Origin of the sequence: Mucilaginibacter gossypii, from assembly GCF_017569325.2 — a bacterium.
GTDB lineage: Bacteria > Bacteroidota > Bacteroidia > Sphingobacteriales > Sphingobacteriaceae > Mucilaginibacter > Mucilaginibacter gossypii.
In genome coordinates this window covers 4,564,283-4,582,745 of record NZ_CP071878.2, presented here as the reverse complement: position 1 = coordinate 4,582,745, position 18,463 = coordinate 4,564,283, and the positions used below count along the sequence as shown (strand labels likewise).

The window sequence follows — 18,463 nt, the reverse complement described above, 5'->3', positions numbered from 1 at the left end:
CGTCAGTTTTGTGAACGAAATAGCCTGTCGGGAATTGCAAAAAAGCCTGCACGGTTAATGCAGGCTTTGGACATATTATAATTACTTGTTAATCTATTTACTCTACTAACTCAATACATTCCGCCAGCTAACCAAATCGCCGATGATCTTGTCCAACTGATCGGCAGGGACGCGTTCCTGGGCCATGCTGTCGCGGTGGCGGATAGTTACGGTGTTATCTTCTAAGGTTTGATGATCTACCGTAATGGAGAATGGCGTGCCGATAGCATCCTGCCTGCGGTAACGTTTACCGATAGCATCTTTTTCTTCGTACTGGATATTGAAGTCGAGTTTTAGTTTATCCATGATCTCGCGTGCTTTTTCGGGCAGGCCATCTTTTTTGGTAAGCGGGAAAATAGCGGCTTTAACCGGTGCCAGGCAAGGGTGCAGGCGTAATACGGTGCGGCTGTCCTGTTTATCTTCGGTGCTTAGGTCTTCCTCTTCGTAAGCGTTGATCATGGTAAGCAGGAACATCCTGTCTAAACCTATCGATGTTTCAATTACGTAAGGTACATAGTTGCCATACGGCTTTCCTGTTTCAGGATCAACTTCAGGGTCAAAGTATTGAAGCTTTTTACCGGAGAATTTCTCGTGCTGACTTAAGTCGAAATTGGTACGGCTGTGGATCCCTTCAACCTCTTTAAATCCAAACGGAAACTCAAACTCAATATCATAAGCAGCATCAGCGTAGTGGGCCAGCTTGGTGTGCTCATGGTAACGGTATTTGGCAGCATCGGTCCCCAAAGCAAGGTGCCATTTTAGGCGGGCTGCCTTCCACTGGTCGAACCATTCTTTTTGTGTGCCGGGGCGAACAAAAAACTGCATTTCCATTTGTTCAAACTCGCGCATACGGATAATGAACTGGCGGGCAATCACTTCATTACGGAAAGCCTTACCAATTTGCGCAATACCGAAAGGGATTTTCATCCTGCCCGATTTTTGTACGTTAAGGTAGTTTACAAATATGCCCTGCGCAGTTTCCGGACGCAGATAAATCGTATCGGCATCATCAGCAACAGCCCCCATCTGGGTGCTGAACATCAGGTTAAACTGGCGTACATCTGTCCAGTTGCGGGTACCGCTTACCGGGCAGGCAATTTCATGCTCAATGATCAGATCGCGCAGGCGGATCAAGTCTTCGGCTTTCAGGGCCTCGTCCATGTCATGCTGTAGTTGTTCAGCTTTATCGGTTTTGCCTTCGCTGTCGTATTTAGCTATCTTGTCTTCCAGCAATTGGTCGGCGCGGTAGCGTTTTTTGGAATCTTTGTTGTCGATCATCGGGTCGCTGAAGCCATCAACGTGACCGCTTGCTTTCCAGATTTTAGGGTGCATAAATATGGCCGAATCAATGCCTACAATGTTATCATTCATTTGCACCATGGCTTTCCACCAGTAGGTTTTGATGTTGTTTTTGAGTTCGGCGCCATTTTGGCCGTAATCATAAACTGCGCTTAAGCCATCATAAATCTCGCTGGAAGGGAAAACAAAGCCATATTCCTTGGCGTGCGATATAACATTTTTAAAAAGTTCGTCGGTTGATTTGCTCATAATAGCTGCAAAGATAATTTTTGATTTCGGATTTGGGAATTTCGATTTCGGATTTACTTTGAGATAAGTGTTACCTAAAAATATCGTTTTCTTAAAAGCTGCTGCTAATAAAACTTTATTTCCAGGTACCTTCTTTTCTGAACGCGTATTGAAAGAGCATTCATAACTATACAAAACTATACAAACCAGTCCAGTAAACAGGATTGCATTCATTGTTTGTTATCAAACGATGCTTTAAGGGGTGTTAACTTTTGAGAAACCTTACCTTCATATATTCCGCATATTCGGTCAGCCATTTCTCATAATTTGTAAACCATCTGCAATTATTGTCAATAGTTATAAACTATTGGCTGTTTTGCATTATTATTGTATTAAGCCTACGATACCGATCACAAATGGAACAAATCGTAAAAATACTTTCCGCAAAATATGTTACCCACAATGTGAGGCAGTTCAGGCTTGAAAAACCTGCCGGTTACAGCTTTATTCCGGGTCAGGCTACTGAATTATCAATCAATATGGAGGGCTGGCGTGATGAAACACGTCCCTTTACTTTTACTTGCCTTAACGATGATAATTACCTTGAGTTTACCATAAAAACTTATACCGACCATGATGGTGTTACCAACAGGCTAAGCAATGTTAATGAAGGTGATGAGCTTATAATTCGCGACGTTTGGGGGGCTATTGAATATAAAGGGCCCGGTTACTTTATTGCAGGTGGTGCAGGTATTACCCCTTTTTTGGCTATACTAAGGCAATTAAATAGAGATGGTTCAATTGCCGATAATAAGCTTTTCTTTTCCAATAAAACTGATAAGGATATCATTTTGAGGGATGAACTGAAAAGCATCCTTGGTGCAAACGCGCATTTTACTATTACCGGCCAAAAGGACAGTACGTATGATCAGCGGCGCATAGATGCTGATTTTCTGAAAGCTGAAATAAAAGATTTCTCAAAGCATTTTTATATATGCGGCCCTGACGCGATGGTTACTGAGCTCAGTGACATATTAGGGCAACTCGGAGCCAATAGTGACTCCGTGGTATTTGAAAGGTAGTTTATGCGGAGACGCATCACGTGCGGTCTTCTATGCTTTGTCTTGCATGTTATCCCTGCATATTACAGACACATGTGGTGCGCCTCTGCAAAACACCTTTTATTAAGCAGCATTGTAAAGCTGTAACGTCGTCCCTCCGTCAAGGGGAATCACACTTCGGCGGACGAAAGCAGACAGATTTTATCAGCTACGGAATGTAATACGTTTTTTACAAACTACATGTTGCCCTGTAGCTTCAAAAGATTTGCAGAATTACATTCACATGAACTAAAGCCCCGGAAGATATAACAATCTCACAATTTTTAGGCTGTAAACAATAGTCCGTGATTGTTTTTAGCCACCGACTTTCTCCAGACTGATGGACACCTCAAAACCACTCCTTCGTTTTGCATGAATCTCAAATCTCCCGTCTCAAATCTCATATCTAAAGCATATTTTTACAGCCATGAGTATCAGTGTCGAGGCATTAACAAAGGTTTACGGCGTACAAAAAGCTGTTGATGGAATTAGCTTTACTGCCCAGCCCGGTGTACTGGGCTTTTTAGGCCCTAATGGCGCAGGTAAATCAACCACCATGAAAATCCTTACGGGCTTTATTCCGCAAACATCAGGTACGGCGTCGGTATGTGGGTTTGATGTGGCTAAACAGCCGCTTGAGGTTAAGCGCTGCATAGGTTATCTGCCCGAAAGTAACCCGCTGTATACGGATATGTATGTGAAGGAGTCGCTGGGCTTTGTCGCCGGCATCCATAAAATTCATGAGCCTGCCAAACGTATTGCTGATATTATTGAGCAAACAGGCCTCGGCCCCGAGCAGCATAAAAAGATAGGGCAGCTTTCAAAAGGTTACCGCCAAAGGGTAGGCTTGGCACAGGCTATGCTGCATAACCCTGAAGTACTGATACTTGATGAGCCAACTTCCGGCCTCGATCCAAACCAATTGATAGGGATCCGCCAGTTAATCCTCGACCTTGGTAAAACCAAAACCATCGTACTTTCAACCCACATTATGCAGGAAGTAGAGGCCGTGTGCAGCCAGGTGATTATCATTAATAAAGGAACTATCGTAGCCAATGATACCCTCCAGCAACTCCGGAAAAACAACGGCGGCAAATCGCTAGAGGAGGTGTTTATCAGTCTTACCAACAATTAAGGTTGTGGCAGAAGGGAGGTTATGAGAATTAAGTTTGCTTTAATTATCTCTATTTTGCTGGCAAACAGTTTTTACGATCACAAAAACAACGAGGTAGATTTTATTGAAATTGTACATATAGGGTGGGAGGACAAGCCTGTTAAAACTGTTTTTATAAGTGATAAAAAGATTACCGCCGAATCGGCAATGAACATTGTAAAAATAAATGGTAAAAAACAGCCTCGCCAGTCGCAGGAGCCGGATTCATGGAAATTATCAAACGGTTTTTGGAAATCATTGATTATAGATAGCAGAACTTTTGAAATGAGTATTGATTTTATCAAACAATACAGTTCTATTGCTTACAAATCCAAGGCCAGTCTCAATAACATAAGTAATGCAATATTGGTGGGCCATAAAATATATTATCTCTCTTATAGTCAACGTACTTCATTCATTAAACAATTAATAGCGTTTCTTGAAGCTAAAAAAATGCAATAGCCAAAGCGTAGATACTATCAGAGTTTATTTCGACAGAAATCAATATTAACCTATTGCTTATTTTATATTTTCTTCATAATTATTAGCCGGGCAATATTGTATTTTCGGCCCGATATGAAAAAACTATTATTGCTGTTCCTTATCCTCCCTGCTTTTAAAACCTATGCCCAGGATGTACCGAAATCTTCAACCGCCTTCAGTGCCGGTGTTGAATTTGGTATTCCATCGCGCAGTTTATATAACGTAGGTGTTGGTGCTTCGCTTAAGCTGGAGCAGCCGGTAGTAAACCCGGTAAGCCTTACGCTCACAGCGGGGTTCAGTAGTTTCTTTCGCAAAGATTCGCCTTTTAACAACGGTCATTCGGGCGGTGATATCTTTGTACCGCTAAAAGCAGGTGTACGGTATAATGTAGGTTCGGGCGTGTTTTTAGAGGCCGAGGCAGGCAGCGCTATCGAACTTAATTATGACGAGCGCAAACTGTTCGCCTTTTCTGTTGGTCCGGCAATTATGATCCCTACCGGTACCGATAACCGCAATTTTGAATTGGGCTTGAGGTACGAAAGCTGGTCGGCTCATACCTTGCAGCAAACAGCTATCAGGTTTGCGTATCGGTTTGGGAGACAATATATTTTTTGCAGCAATATATTACTAAACGGCGTATTATCGTTATATAGCACTGCTAAACTTTTTATCACATGACTAATAAACCTATCTGCATCACATTAATTATATTATTTATTGTACTTTCATTTACCGCCAAAGCACAGCAGGGCAAACAAACATCGTTAAGCGTAGGCACCGAAGCTATTATACCGATACGCGACAGTTATGCCGGGTCTGACTTTTATCCTCAAACAGGTTTAGGCATAAATTTAAAGCTGGAAAAGCCGATAACTTCTGCCTTTCATTTTACAATAAGTACGGGTTTGGTGTTTACCGAATCAGACCCGCGTTATTTATATTTTAATGTTAATCAGGGTTATTCAAGCAACAGCTCAAACGCTTTTTACGACGACAGCTTTCATAGCCTTTACGCTTATTTGCCATTAACTGCCGGATTTAAATATTACTGGGCAAAATACTTTTATGTAAATGCCGAAGCCGGCAGCGCTTTCAGCATCAATAACAGCGCACGTACCTCGTTTATATATGCAGGAGGGGCAGGGGCTGTTGTGCCTATCGGCCCTCATCACGGACTTGACTTTGGGTTGCAGTTTGAAAGAGGTTATAAAAATGTTGATCACGATCGCCCTGTCAGTCAGCTGGGTTTAAATGTTGCATATAAGTATAGGTTTTAGAATTTTGTAGTTGTCGGGCTTCTGGCCACAGATGGCCGGTTCTGGAAACGGACGGGCAGAGGCTTTAGTAGCAGATATTTAGTGGCAGTTGCAGTAGTGTTGCTCTATAAAAGCCTGAGATTACTCCCCCACAAGTTCAAGCGTCCCTCGCTTAAACTACGCTTTAACAGGAACGTCCACGCTTTCCGGTTTAACGTAGGTGTGGACGCTTGCCTTATTTAAGGTTCAAGCGGAGGACGCTTAAACTTGCCATATAACTAAATCCGAAATCGAAATTCCGAAATCCGATATCAAACTGCTTCTTTGCTTTAGCGCAATATTGTTGTAATTTCGGCGCTCAATACAATATTTTATAACGTGCTGAGCATCCTTAAAAAAGAAATAATATCCTACCTCAGTTCGCTGGTAGCCTATGTTACTATAGGTGTGTTTTTACTGGTGCTTGGCTTATTTTTATGGGTATTTCCCGATTCTAGTATCCTGGAATATGGCTATGCAGGGCTCGAAAGCCTTTTTAGCACTGCCCCGTACCTGTTCATGTTCCTGATCCCGGCAATAACCATGCGTTCCCTTGCTGAAGAGCGTAATGAAGGCACTTTTGAGCTGTTGTTTACCCGACCATTAAAAGATTGGGAGATAGTAATGGGCAAATACTTTGCCTGTTTGCTCATCGTGCTTTTTGCCTTGCTGCCCACGCTGGTTTATTACTATTCGGTAAGTGCATTGGGCATGCCGCAAGGCAATATTGATACAGGGGCTGTAATAGGCTCATACATCGGGTTGTTTTTATTAGGTGCTGTATTTGTGGGTATAGGTTTGTTTACCTCATCCATTACCAGAAATCAGATCATTGCCTTTACTATATCCGTTTTCCTGTGTTTCTTTTTTTACAGCGGATTCGATTCTATCAGTCAGCTGTTATCCCTGCAGGACCTGGGATTGCAGAGTTTAGGCATAACCCAGCATTATGAATCGGTAAGCCGCGGTGTGCTGGATACCCGCGATCTGACTTACTTCATCATCACCACAGGCATTTTTATATGGCTTACGCTGTTTGTGCTTGCAAAGCAACGTCAAAAAGGGTTGGGCGATACTTTGATGATCAGTGTGTTAGGGGTTTTGTTTCTGTTGGGCATATTGTCATCATTTACTTTCAGCCGTCTTGATTTTACTGCCGAAAAGCGTTATACCTTATCGCCCGTCAGCAGGCAGATCATGGATAAGCTGCCGAAAAAGGTTAAAGTGGTAGTTTATTTACAGGGCGATAATCTGCCGGGCGGCTTTAAGCGCCTGCAAAGCGCTACCCGTGATATGCTGAGCGATTTACAGGCTTACAGTCACGGCAAAATCCAGTTTGAGTTTCGTGACCCATTGAAGGGTTTAAATAACGATCAGCAAAATGAGCTGATCCAGAACATGGCCGCCGAAGGTGTTGAACCTACCAACCTGAGCGTTAAAACAGATAACGGTGTAACGCAAAAGCTCATTTTTCCGTCGGCGCTGGTATCGGCAGATGGTAAGGATATCCCGGTAAAGCTATTGTTAAGCCGTATTGGTCTCTCGCCCGATGAGGTACTGAATAACTCTATCCAAAATCTGGAGTATGCTTTTTCATCGGCCATAAAGAAAGCTGTTAACGGAGGACGACCGCAAATAGGTTTTACCGAAGGGCACCATGAACTAACCGACCTGCAACTAAACGATGCCATGAAAACCCTTGCCGATGGCTTCCAGGTGGGCCGGGTTGATTTGAATGCTATCTCCACCGCCGATTTGCAAAAGATCAAATTGCTGGTGATAGCCAAACCCGATCAGAAATTCAACGAGGTAGAGAAATTCAAGCTTGATCAATACATCATGCACGGAGGCCGGGTATTGTGGACTATCGATCAGGTAAGCGCCGAACTGGATAGCCTTCGCGGGCATGGTGGCGAGCAGCTGGCATTCCCCAAACAGCTTAACCTGGATGATCAGCTTTTCCGTTACGGTATCCGTATCAATTATGATCTGATTGCTGATATGAATTGCTCACAAATTCCTATCAGTACCGGAAATGTTGGCGGGCAGGCGCAGATCCAGATGCTGCCATGGCTGTATTACCCGGTATTTATCCCGCTAAGCAAACACCCGGTGGTGAAAAATTTGGATGGTATCAGCAGCGAGTTTGCAAGCACTATCGATATCCTCGATACCAAAAATGTAAACAAAACGGTACTGCTAACCTCATCGCCTTATAATAAAAAGCTAACTGCCCCGCATATATTATCATTGCAGGCTTTGGAGCAGGAGCCAAATCCTAAAGAGTTTCAAAGCACACCCAAAATAACCGGCCTGTTATTGGAAGGTAGTTTTGTAAGCGACTGGCAAAACCGCCCGCTGCCCGAAGGACTTAAAGAGCAGGTTGCCATAAAGCAACAAAGCGAGCCTACCAAAATGATAGTGATTAGCGATGGTGATGTTTTAAAGAACCAGGTAGGCAGCGATGGCTCACCTTACCCATTAGGTTACGATCATTATACGCACCAAACCTACGGAAATAAAAACCTGCTGCTCAACATAGCCGATTACATGACCGATGATTCGGGACTGATAGCCCTGCGTACCAAGGAAATTAAGATCCGCCTGCTGGATAGGGCAAGAATAAGGGGCGAGAAGGTGCTTTTCCAATATGATAAATTCAACATTAGAATTGCTATAAACGAAAAAATGTATTGGCAACTGGTTAATACCATTGCGCCGCTGGTTTTAGTGTTAATATGTGCTATTTTTCAACATTATTTACGCAGGCAAAAGTATGCCCGTTAAATTTTCTATTTTTGATAGATTAATTACAACCATATGAGATTTATTGTTTCTACCTCAACATTACTCAAACAACTGCAATCGGTAAGTGGTGCGTTAAGCAGCAGTACTGTGCTGCCGATACTGGAAAACTTTTTGTTCGAGATAAAGGATGGGAACTTGACCATTTCTGCTACCGACCTGCAAACCAGCATGACCACCTCTTTGCCAGTTGAGGCTAAAGAAAACGGAAGGATTGCTATCCCGTCGCGTATATTGTTAGAGACCCTGAAATCATTACCGGAGCAGCCTGTTGCTTTTTCGGTTGATGATAAAACCTTCGCCATTGAAATTAATGCCGGTGATGGTAAATACAAACTGAGTGGCGAAAACGGCGAGGATTTTCCAAAGATTCCTGTTGTTGAAAACGCTTCATCAGTAAACCTGCCTGCTTCAGTTTTGGCCGAAGCTATCAACAAAACCATTTTCGCGGTAAGTAATGACGAATTGCGCCCGGCTATGACAGGTGTTTACTGTCAGCTTACAACATCGGCACTTACATTTGTTGCTACCGATGCGCACAAGCTGGTTCGTTACCGACGTAAAGATGCAAAGGCTGCAAGCACTACATCATTCATACTGCCTAAAAAAGCTTTAACCCTGCTTAAATCATCATTACCAAGCGATGATGTAAATGTATCTGTTGAGTATAATTCCACCAGTGCTTTCTTCAAGTTTGGCAATATTAACCTGGTGTGTCGTTTAATTGACGAGCGTTACCCTGATTACGAGGCGGTTATTCCTCAAAATAATCCTAATAAATTAAATATCGACAGGCTTACTTTCCTGGGTTCGTTAAACCGTGTGGCTATTTATGCTAACAAAACCACGCACCAGGTAAGGCTTAAAATAAATGGCAGCGAGTTAAATATTTCGTCAGAAGATATTGACTTTGCTAACGAGGCCCACGAGCGTTTAAGCTGCCAATATGAGGGCGAAGACATGGAAATTGGCTTCAATGCAAGATTTTTAATAGAAATGTTGAAGAATTTAAGTTGCGAAGAAGTATCTTTGGAAATGTCGACTCCAAACCGTGCCGGCTTATTGCTGCCACAAGGCGGAGATGAGAATGAAGATGTGCTGATGCTGGTTATGCCGGTGATGCTCAATAGCTATGCTTAAGTGTAAACTTAAATTATAAATCCAAAACTAAGTCCGGTAACATAAAACCGGACTTTTTTTGTTCAACACCCAATACCAAAAATTACAGTAAGCAGTTATAGCTTATAATTGTATATGAATATAAAGGTTAAAGTTTTATTGTTGATAGCCGCGGCAGGTTGCTTTGCATCGTGCAAAAAAAACAACGATAAACCCGATGTGGTTGATTCGTCAACATCATCGTTAAATGTTATTAATGCTACTTTCAACAATGTTAACGTTTATCTTAATGGCACAAGGGTAAACAATACAACAACTTTTTATCCGGGAGGTACGCTTGGATATATTACTGTTAAAGCGGGTACACAAAACTATTCGGTTAAGTTGGATGGGCCTAATAATCCCAATCCGCTGTTTAGCCTACCCCTAACCTTAAGTAAGGATTCGGTGTATTCATTTTACATAGCCGGCAATTCAACAGATCAGGTTTTTAAAACTACCGACATCATAGCTGCAGATACAAATAAGGTACCATCTGCTAAAATAAGGTTTGTAAATGCTTCGCCGGATGCCGGGAATATAAGCGTGCATTTTGAAGGTACAACTGCTGCCTTAGATACCGAAAAGGTAAAGGACCTTGCTTTTAAAGGTACCTCGACGTTTTATTTGGTAACGCCCGGAGAGCACAATATGGCGCTGCATTCGGCGGCGTTTTCGGGCACTATTGTAAGGGATACAGTGCAGCTTGTAGGAGGAAAGGTGTATACCTACTACGGTTTTGGTAATAAAAGCACAGGCCTGGCAACCGGCCTGTTCATCAATCAATAATTACATTAATGGCTAATAAAAATAAAAGCAAGGTACTGGTTTCGTTTTTTATAGTTGTGCTATGCGGACTTTTCATCTGTGCTGTTTCTTCGTGCGGTAAGGGGGGCAATGCATCATCAGTAGGCCTCAATACCCAGTTTCAAATCGTTAATTTAAGTCCCGATATCCAGCCGGTATACCTTTATCAGCATTTTATCAGGTATAATACCACTACCTATACTTATCCAAACAGTTCGGGATATTTTTACCTTTCAACACTTGAACCGCCGTTACAGTTACGTACAGCTACCGCGGCGCCGGTTATTTTGCTGCAATTTGATACTACGCTTAAAGCCAACAGGAAATACACGATGTTTATAACCGGCTTCAGAAAGGATAGTTCTTTTGTTAGTTCATTTATACTATCTGATAGTACCGGTTTGCCAGCCATAGGTAAAGGAAAAGTAAGGTTTGTGCATACTTCACCCAATACCTCAGCCCTGGATCTGCGGGCTAATGACACCCTTGTGGTTAGAGGTACTACCTTTAACAAGGTATCTAAATACGTTGAACTTACTGCCGGTAATTATAACTTTACCATTACCACGACCCGAACGCCCACGACAATAGAAACAACCCTGCAAAATGTAACTATACAGGACGGCCGCGCCTACACCATTTATACCAAAGGTATTGTTGGCAGCGCCGACTCATTGGCCTTTGGAGCGGGGGTACTTACTAATAATCTGCTTAGTAAGACACTTCAGTAGCTGCGTTTTGTTTAATATTTATATTTTTGGGCAAAATTTTAGCCTGTGGAAGTAATAAAAAGCATAATCGACTTTATACTGCATATTGACAAGCACCTGGTACAAATAACCAGCGCTTACCAGGGATGGACCTACCTGATCCTTTTCCTGATCATATTTGCCGAAACAGGTTTTGTAGTAACTCCTTTTTTACCAGGCGATTCACTGTTATTTGCGGCTGGCGCGTTAATAGCCGGTGGTAGTTCGGGTTTGGATATCTGGCTGCTGGGTATCATATTAATTGCCGCTGCCTTTATCGGTAATACGGTGAATTATCTTTTAGGCAACTATTTAGGGCCTAAAGTTTTTAAAGAGGAAAATAAGATCCTCAAGCTGGAATACTATCTTAAAACCAAAGCTTTTTTTGATAAACATGGCGGCAAGGCGGTGATTTTTAGCCGTTTTATGCCTATTATCCGCACTATCGCACCTTTTGTGGCCGGTGTTGGCAGGATGCCTTTTTTAAAGTATAGCCTTTATAACATCGTCGGCGGTGCATCATGGATCATTGTGTTCCTGTTTGCGGGTTACAAATTAGGGCAGGTACCGGTGATAGCTAAAAACTTTTCGCTGGTAGGGGTGATCATCATCCTCATCTCGATATTGCCACCCATTTTTGCCGCTATAAAAGGCCGTAGTGCCAAGGTTTCTGAGGGGCAATAAAAAGCTGTTTCAACGTTTCAAATATCAAAAGCCTGTGCAGGATATAATTCCCGGCACAGGCTTTTTGTTTATTAAACAGGATGGTGGTTTATTCAATCGCCATCGGTAACCACTACATTAAAGCGACGACTTCTGGAAAACGGCGTTTTAGATTTATCTGAAAATCCGGTTACTTCCAGCTCTACTGTGTAACTTCCGGCCTCGTGCGTTTCATGTATAGTACCGGCGTACCCACCTTGCTTTGCCGCTGACAGGATACTCCCGCCCTTTATGTGCGGCAAAAGGTCCTCCTCCGTCAACCGCTGCCTGTAAAGCAGATCGAGCTTCGCCAAATCGGGATGTTGTATAGTGTCCATTGTTTCTTCAGGCAGCTTTATGTTTTTAAGGTCTGATGCATAAGCTTTAATTGCGCTATGCTGACTTAGTTTGGGACGGGTAACCAAAGCACGTATTTGTTGTCCGGTTATCGGCTTTCCATCATCCGTTAAATGTGCATGATAAGTAATAGGCTGTCCTTTGCGCACAACAGAGGGTGCATCAACTGTAAGCTGAAGCGGAGCGGCATTGCCTGAAGGTGCATATTCAAAGGCACCGCCTGTCAGGCCCTGCGGGGTTGTACCGCCATACATGATCTGGATATACCATAGGCCTACCGCCGGGTTAGGAATGTTAAAAACCACATAGGCCCCTCCCTGTAAGGTAGGCATTGGTGTAATTACCACGCCGGCCGGCGTTACAAGTGTTACACTTAATTGATTAAGTCCGGGTTGGCCATTTGTGAACGTATAATTAGGATCACTCCATACAACCGAAAACTGTCCAAGGTCGTTGCCTGCGGATACGGTGGCCGGAATCAACAGGTAATCATAGGCCTGGGCTACCTTGTATCCGTTTGCAAGTAATTGTGCAGCAGGAGTTTGCGCCCTGATCTGGTTGTAAATTTGCATCATGTTGAAAACATAGGGGGCATAATAATACTGGCCGCCGCTCTGGGTTGCAATTTGCTGCATTAAGTTTTGGTCAGACGCCGGCCCCATTGCACATGAATATACGGGAGGGGTGCCGGCTGGTAATGGCAGGGGATTGGTGCCGCAGTTTTGATAACCGTCAGAAAGCAGCACAAGGCCTTTATTTACACCGGCAGGAGCACTTGAAAGCATATTTACAGCGGTTTGAAGCCCCCCTCCCATATTGGTGCAGCTTCCGGTGAAACTTAGGTTTTGTACAGCTGCAGCTGCTGTAACCGGTACGGTAAGGTTTTGATCAACCTGTGTCAGGTTATAGGTTACTCTTCCGTTGGTGTCGTAGGATGCCACACCAATATAATCGCCAGGGAGCGCATTGTTCAGGAAAGCTTTGGTATCGATGACTGTGATTGCGACATAATTTGAAGATGTCATGCTATATGAAGTGTCTACCACAGGTATAGCGACAACAGGTGTTGAAGTTGGCATGGCTTTATGAATTAAAAGAAGGTGAAACATTAGTTGATTGGAGAAGCTGACCGCATGCGGTATTGTATTTAAGTGAAAGTATGGTAAGCTGAGTAGCCCATACAATAAAGCCGGCAAGTATGGCGGCTGCTTCCAGGCCTGTTACTATGGCTATTACTTTACGAAGGATCCAGAATAAGGCATACCATCCTGCGGATGTCAGCACAAACTTGATAATGGTCCACATAAGTCCCTGCTGATATATTACACCTACAAAACCAATAGCGGCTGTGGCGCTGATTGCTTTTCCGGCCATTGAGCTCATGGCATTCATTACCGTTTGATTTGCACGGAGCAGATTATAAATACGCGTGGCGATATTGCCGGTGGTAGGTGCCAGCCCCACAGCCTGAAGGAAACCTACAGTAAGCGCAAAGATGAATTGGATCCACCAGAGCGTACAGTCTGATTCGGCGCCTATAGCCCCTTCGTAAACGAGCATGTCTGCCTTTACACCATGGTAAATAATACGGGTTATGCCATTGGTATCGGTGCGGGTAAAAACGCGGGACAGATTGGCATTTTCGTCAAACATTTGCCGGGCTTTTTCATAAGCGTTATCAAACTGCTGGCGAAAGCCTTCTGTTGCCGGGCCTCCGTTTTTACTGCCGAACCAATCTTCAAATTGTGCCCAGCTTTCCTCTTTATGATCTTCGGTAAAAACTTTGGGCTGACTGGCAAATAGGATATCAGTAGGCGGCGGTACAGGCGTTTCTACGTTTTGATTGAGATAAATAGCGTTGATGGATTGTGGGATGCCCAAAAGCGCAATCTGCTCGGTAGTTAAAACGTTTACGGTTTGGAGCTGCTGCACAGCACCGTTATCCAGTTCAAGGGTTGATTTGTCGGTTGTATCTATCGGCGGGTTAACGGTGAAATCAAAATTTGAAATTAAACGGTTATCGGTTATCACGTCATTGTACATCCATTGAACAATTTCTGATTGTTCCAAACATACATTCCAGATGCGCAGGTTTTGGATAGAACCGCCGAAGTTGTCGATGATATTTCCGTTCGAATCATATTGAGCGCCTACGAGTACATGCCCGTTTGGAACCGCGGTAACCGGCGAAGGAAAATAATCGATAGCCTGAAGGTTACCGTTTACGTACAAGCTAAGGGCTTTAACATCGCTATCATAACTTAGTGCAAAATGATAATAGCTTAGCGGCAAAACTGAGGCTGCTGATGCTAAAGAAATACTGTCGCTGTTACGCTGGCCTATAACCTGGTTGTTTTGATAGCTTACTTTGTATTCCCATGCGCCGTTCAGGCCATAACTTAACAGGATACCGTTGCTGCTGCTGCCCGGGAAGAACCAGCCTTCAATGGTATAAGGGGCGTTTCCGGGAATGCTGTATTCGGGAAAGGAGCCGCAATCAACATAACCATCCGCTCCCAGTACAACAGATGGAACATTGAACGCGTATTGTACATTGTTTTTGAAATTAAGGGCTATATTATTTCCGGAACTGTCTACCCCCGGCATTTCCGAAAAGTCGCTGTAAAATATAAGGTTGGGATTTTGGACAGCGCTATAATTATTCACCTGTACCGAATCATTAAGGATATCTTCAGCGTCGCGCACGCTATTCCAGATCATAATCCTTCCAAGCTGGCCCTGTAGGTACCAGATCGGGCTACTCTGCTGCATTACAGCCCCCAGCAGCATATTGGTACCGCTTGCAGGCAGCGTTCCCGAAAAGGTGCTTTGCGCAACAGCCACGCCATCAACATAAAGCGATAAGCTGGAAGTTGTACCATCAAATACAGAGGCCAGGTGGTGCCATTCGTTGACAGTGATGGGTAAAGTTGATTTGATCAGATACGGTGCGATGCCTACATAGGCGTAAACATAACCGGATTCAAGAAATAATTGGTATTGTCCGCCAACCGCATTGTCAACATTGCCAACTACGGATTGAAATCCGTTAAGGCTCGACACGTTTACCCAGGCCTCCAGGGTAAAGGAGGTTAAATTGTTTAGTACGGTTGGTGTACCGCAATCTACATAAGCGGTGTTTCCGAGTTGCAGCACACTTGATGCCCATCGTGGTGCTAAAGTTAAATTTGCCATAAGATGATAGTTTATAGATGTAAATATTCAGTGATATAAAACGCCAGTCACTCGATATGGCCTCCTGTTTATTTAATTCTCTATTAGGTTTAGGGCCTGTGGCTAAAAGGGGAGGTCAAATCAACTTCCTGATTGATTTAACTAAGTTAGGAGGGTTGTAAACCGGGTAATAGCGTATAAATACCTAATGGAAAAATTGCGTATAAATACCATGATAACGGGAAATGAAGCAGATGAGGCAGGAATATTTTTAATGATTGATTATGCTGCCATGTTACGATTGTTTCAGATAAGAAAGGTGATAGCCGGCGTTATCCCTTTCGCTGTTTTCGTGGAGCTGATGCGGAGAATATAAAGAAGGCAGGGGAAGGCTGCCGGGTTTGATTGTTAACTATTTTATTATTAATGCTTTGCCTGATCGGTAAAGCATTTCTTCTTGCCGAAGCTTTGCCTTTTGTTCGATGCTTAAAGGCTGTGCGATAAGCTTGCTCTGGTCCGGCTGCCCTGCATCAACCCAGGCCGAGTACCAGAAACTACCCACGGAAAGAATAGATGCCCGCATTTGCCTTGCCACCATCCCCTTCAGCATTTTGTGATAAGTCAGGCTATAGGCCACGGAGTAATCGGTAATTTGTTTTTTGCCATGCTGTACCAACGCGTACTTTTTGTCCTGCGGGTAGGTTTTGTTCAGTATGCGCTCAAAGCGTAAAACCGTATCAACGGTTTTGTAAGTAGCCTTGCATATACGGAATGCTTCGTTCAACGGGTTTTCAATATACCGGGCCTTGCCAACGTAGTAATTATAATGATTGGCAAATAACTCGGGCAGGCGGCTTTCCCAAAGGGCATGGATGCCGGTTTGCCCCGTAAGCTGGCCGTTGTAGTTTTGGGTTAGGTGCAGCGGTACGTGTGCATCGGCAATATAATGCCCTAAATAGGCAGATGCATTAAGGATAGCCGTTGTATCATGGGCTTTCAAAGCCCGTACCAGCCTATAATACTGGTACTGAATGGTCCAGGGAACAGTGCCGTATTTAATGATGGTATCTTTTGAGTATTTGGCAACGGCATCCTTCCATTTTTTAGGCATAGCCTCAAAGGGTTTTTTGCCATAACGGTCGGCATCAAAGAAATGGCGTGGCGCTTCTGATGAGTCAACATAGCGGCGTTTGTCGGCGCTAACGGCATGTTCGGTTATATAATCGATATTGCATCTGTAAAAATCTGCCATGGCCTTAGGTAGCGTGAAAACCGCCAGCCGGTTAATACGATAATGTGCAAAGAATCCCCATGATGAGCATAACATGATTAAACAGGTACCAGTTATGCTTAAAATTATGCGGCGGTTCATGAGGCAAAGATGCAATTAAAGGGGGAGTTTTAAATTATACTTCTCCCTTAATTGGCTGCTTACCTTATTGGCTTCATCAATAATACTCTCCGGGAAACCGACGCCTTTTAAAACAGCGATGCCATTTCGGTTTTTGAGCAATCCCTCTTTAATTTTATAATCAAATACCAAGCGGTCATCACCAATCACTTCCTCAAAAGAGAAAACTTTGTAATCGCTGCCCAGTAATTCGGCTAGTTCCAGATCGTGTGTAGATACAAAAACGAAGCTTTGATTGTGGATAAAGTAGCTTAGTACGGCTTTCGCGGCGGCTATCCGTTCAATGGTATTTGTACCCCTGAAAATTTCATCAATGATTACGAGGCTGTTTATGGGTTTGCTGGCAATGGTTTGTGCCACTATATTTTTAACAGCTAATGCCTCGGCCTGGAAATAGCTTTTATTATCGCCCAAATCGTCGGTCATATCAATGCTGGTAAATATTTTGAGCGGAGGAGCCTGGTATACTGTAGCAAAACTGGTGTTAATGGTTTGCGATAGCAAAGCGTTTATAGCAATAGCCCTGATAAAAGTGGTTTTACCCGACATGTTGGAACCAGTTACCAAAATGCCTTGTGTATTATCTATAGCGATAGAATTTGACACGCAGTTTTCAATAAGCGGGTGATAAAGATTTTTAATAATGATATGAGTATTGCCGGTTGTAAGTTGAGGTTTGCAATAATGAGCCGCGCCATCACGTACCGATTGGATGGAAATGGCAACATCAACCTCAGCCACCGCTTCATAAACAACTTTAATGTCACTAAGGTATTTGTTTACCTTGGTGATGGATTTTATAAATACCAGCGGCTCAATAAGCAGGAACATTTTCAGCCATTCGGTAACCAGGTAGTAAATATCGGTAGGGTCAATAGCGGCTTTATTTTGCAGGGTGATATAATTTAACGAATTTTTGAGTTTGCCCATATTAACCATACTGAGGCGGGTATTTTCATTATCCCTGAGCAGGTTGTGGTTCTTAAGCCAATTTGATACCTTGAATAAAACCAACAGCTGCGGTAGCGAATGTGTGTAGTTCAGCATCTGGGTTTTATTACTGTAATGAATAACTACATTGGCTATCATTAATACCAGCAATAGCAAGAGCATAAACTGGTTAGGAACAATAAAAAGGCTAAATGCCACTCCAATGATCAAAAACGGCGCTATGCTGATATAAAAATTGCCAATTGCCGGAAACATGGAATGATGCGGTTTCTTAAAAAGCTCCGGTAAGTAGTAGGCATCATTGTTCCCTAACTCAGATAATTTAAGCTCGGCCGCCTCTCTCAATTCTTTATCGACGGTGACATTGCCGATCCGCTGTTCAAGCGTTTCAAAATACGCTTCTGAAATTTGCGGGGAGTTTAATTGCTTATATAGATATTGTTGCCCGGGTTTTGAATTGGTACGGTCAATAAATTCAAATACGCTGTCGATGTCAAGGTCGGTGGCCGTATCGGCAGAGATCCCGCTTGAGCCGCCATAAGCTGTAAGGTAGGTGCTGATCGGTTTGAAATTTCTGCTTGTAATTATGGGTTTGCCCCAGCGTTCTTTTATTTCGGTAAGTTTCTTTTTTTGTTGGGCTTTGCTTTTTAAATGGCTTATTAAAATAAATATAAAAGGCAGCAGTATTATAATAATGATCCAGTATATCATGTTTAAGTAGTATTAATAAGCCACTGTGTTTGCTAATTAGA

Annotated in this window: 16 protein-coding genes; 11 read left to right on the top strand and 5 right to left on the bottom strand. The window is 43.2% G+C overall.

Features of this window, described 5'->3' with window-relative positions:
* Positions 1-105 precede the first annotated feature (105 nt).
* Entirely contained in the window at positions 106-1,587 is a 1,482-nt protein-coding gene (locus tag J3L18_RS19090) for a glycine--tRNA ligase (protein ID WP_129571689.1), read from the bottom strand.
* A 395-nt stretch (positions 1,588-1,982) separates the two neighbouring features.
* Between J3L18_RS19090 and J3L18_RS19085 the strand changes: the two genes are divergently transcribed.
* The 10 genes from J3L18_RS19085 to J3L18_RS19040 all read left to right on the top strand — a co-directional run bounded on the left by J3L18_RS19085 (position 1,983) and on the right by J3L18_RS19040 (position 11,800).
* Complete coding sequence (locus J3L18_RS19085) at positions 1,983-2,648, top strand: FAD-binding oxidoreductase (RefSeq protein WP_129571669.1); 666 nt, start codon at positions 1,983-1,985, stop codon at positions 2,646-2,648.
* A 445-nt stretch (positions 2,649-3,093) separates the two neighbouring features.
* Entirely contained in the window at positions 3,094-3,801 is a 708-nt protein-coding gene (locus J3L18_RS19080) for an ATP-binding cassette domain-containing protein (protein WP_129571670.1), read from the top strand.
* 21 nt (positions 3,802-3,822) lie between these two features.
* Positions 3,823-4,281, top strand: a complete 459-nt coding sequence (locus J3L18_RS19075) for a hypothetical protein (RefSeq protein ID WP_129571671.1) — start codon at positions 3,823-3,825, stop codon at positions 4,279-4,281.
* 114 nt (positions 4,282-4,395) lie between these two features.
* Positions 4,396-4,980 carry a hypothetical protein gene (locus J3L18_RS19070; RefSeq protein WP_129571672.1) on the top strand — a complete coding sequence of 195 codons (585 nt, stop codon included), beginning with the start codon at positions 4,396-4,398 and terminating at the stop codon, positions 4,978-4,980.
* Positions 4,977-5,579, top strand: coding sequence for a hypothetical protein (locus J3L18_RS19065; RefSeq protein WP_129571673.1), 603 nt, complete (start codon positions 4,977-4,979; stop codon positions 5,577-5,579). Before J3L18_RS19070 ends, J3L18_RS19065 begins: the two co-directional genes overlap by 4 nt.
* Positions 5,580-5,936: 357 nt before the next feature.
* A complete protein-coding gene (gene gldG, locus J3L18_RS19060) occupies positions 5,937-8,384 on the top strand; it encodes a gliding motility-associated ABC transporter substrate-binding protein GldG (RefSeq protein WP_129571674.1) in 2,448 nt (815 codons plus the stop codon).
* A gap of 33 nt (positions 8,385-8,417) precedes the next feature.
* On the top strand, positions 8,418-9,542 hold the full coding sequence (gene dnaN, locus J3L18_RS19055; protein ID WP_090529793.1) for a DNA polymerase III subunit beta: 1,125 nt from the start codon (positions 8,418-8,420) through the stop codon (positions 9,540-9,542).
* A gap of 114 nt (positions 9,543-9,656) precedes the next feature.
* On the top strand, positions 9,657-10,349 hold the full coding sequence (locus J3L18_RS19050; protein WP_112653332.1) for a DUF4397 domain-containing protein: 693 nt from the start codon (positions 9,657-9,659) through the stop codon (positions 10,347-10,349).
* Between the two features lie 8 nt (positions 10,350-10,357).
* Positions 10,358-11,098: a DUF4397 domain-containing protein gene (locus tag J3L18_RS19045; protein WP_091173724.1), complete on the top strand. Its 741-nt coding sequence runs from the start codon at positions 10,358-10,360 to the stop codon at positions 11,096-11,098.
* Positions 11,099-11,143: 45 nt separating this feature from the next.
* On the top strand, positions 11,144-11,800 hold the full coding sequence (locus J3L18_RS19040) for a DedA family protein (RefSeq protein WP_091173721.1): 657 nt from the start codon (positions 11,144-11,146) through the stop codon (positions 11,798-11,800).
* A 92-nt stretch (positions 11,801-11,892) separates the two neighbouring features.
* On the opposite strand, the gene J3L18_RS19035 is transcribed toward J3L18_RS19040, so the two are convergent.
* Both J3L18_RS19035 and J3L18_RS19030 read right to left on the bottom strand, forming a co-directional pair.
* The gene (locus J3L18_RS19035) at positions 11,893-13,254 is read right to left on the bottom strand and encodes a vWA domain-containing protein (RefSeq protein ID WP_189549482.1); all 1,362 of its coding nucleotides are present in this window, start codon (positions 13,252-13,254) and stop codon (positions 11,893-11,895) included.
* Between the two features lie 4 nt (positions 13,255-13,258).
* Complete coding sequence (locus J3L18_RS19030; protein WP_090529778.1) at positions 13,259-15,370, bottom strand: LamG domain-containing protein; 2,112 nt, start codon at positions 15,368-15,370, stop codon at positions 13,259-13,261.
* A gap of 187 nt (positions 15,371-15,557) precedes the next feature.
* Between J3L18_RS19030 and J3L18_RS19025 the strand changes: the two genes are divergently transcribed.
* Positions 15,558-15,725 (top strand): hypothetical protein, encoded by a 168-nt coding sequence (locus tag J3L18_RS19025; protein WP_189549484.1) that lies wholly within the window; start codon positions 15,558-15,560, stop codon positions 15,723-15,725.
* A 36-nt stretch (positions 15,726-15,761) separates the two neighbouring features.
* On the opposite strand, the gene J3L18_RS19020 is transcribed toward J3L18_RS19025, so the two are convergent.
* On the bottom strand, positions 15,762-16,721 hold the full coding sequence (locus J3L18_RS19020; protein ID WP_129571676.1) for a zinc dependent phospholipase C family protein: 960 nt from the start codon (positions 16,719-16,721) through the stop codon (positions 15,762-15,764).
* Between the two features lie 15 nt (positions 16,722-16,736).
* Positions 16,737-18,422, bottom strand: a complete 1,686-nt coding sequence (locus J3L18_RS19015; RefSeq protein WP_129571677.1) for a MutS-related protein — start codon at positions 18,420-18,422, stop codon at positions 16,737-16,739.
* Positions 18,423-18,463: the final 41 nt, after the last annotated feature.

Bases quoted from the DNA above. Each gene is read 5' to 3' on its own strand.
- J3L18_RS19025 (WP_189549484.1), top strand. From the start codon at position 15,558: ATGGAAAAATTGCGTATAAATACCATGATAACGGGAAATGAAGCAGAT.
- J3L18_RS19015 (WP_129571677.1), bottom strand. From the start codon at position 18,422: ATGATATACTGGATCATTATTATAATACTGCTGCCTTTTATATTTATT.
- J3L18_RS19085 (WP_129571669.1), top strand. From the start codon at position 1,983: ATGGAACAAATCGTAAAAATACTTTCCGCAAAATATGTTACCCACAAT.
- J3L18_RS19065 (WP_129571673.1), top strand. From the start codon at position 4,977: ATGACTAATAAACCTATCTGCATCACATTAATTATATTATTTATTGTA.
- J3L18_RS19045 (WP_091173724.1), top strand. From the start codon at position 10,358: ATGGCTAATAAAAATAAAAGCAAGGTACTGGTTTCGTTTTTTATAGTT.
- J3L18_RS19070 (WP_129571672.1), top strand. From the start codon at position 4,396: ATGAAAAAACTATTATTGCTGTTCCTTATCCTCCCTGCTTTTAAAACC.
- J3L18_RS19090 (WP_129571689.1), bottom strand. From the start codon at position 1,587: ATGAGCAAATCAACCGACGAACTTTTTAAAAATGTTATATCGCACGCC.
- J3L18_RS19080 (WP_129571670.1), top strand. From the start codon at position 3,094: ATGAGTATCAGTGTCGAGGCATTAACAAAGGTTTACGGCGTACAAAAA.
- dnaN (WP_090529793.1), top strand. From the start codon at position 8,418: ATGAGATTTATTGTTTCTACCTCAACATTACTCAAACAACTGCAATCG.
- J3L18_RS19050 (WP_112653332.1), top strand. From the start codon at position 9,657: ATGAATATAAAGGTTAAAGTTTTATTGTTGATAGCCGCGGCAGGTTGC.
- J3L18_RS19030 (WP_090529778.1), bottom strand. From the start codon at position 15,370: ATGGCAAATTTAACTTTAGCACCACGATGGGCATCAAGTGTGCTGCAA.
- J3L18_RS19035 (WP_189549482.1), bottom strand. From the start codon at position 13,254: ATGCCAACTTCAACACCTGTTGTCGCTATACCTGTGGTAGACACTTCA.
- J3L18_RS19075 (WP_129571671.1), top strand. From the start codon at position 3,823: ATGAGAATTAAGTTTGCTTTAATTATCTCTATTTTGCTGGCAAACAGT.
- J3L18_RS19020 (WP_129571676.1), bottom strand. From the start codon at position 16,721: ATGAACCGCCGCATAATTTTAAGCATAACTGGTACCTGTTTAATCATG.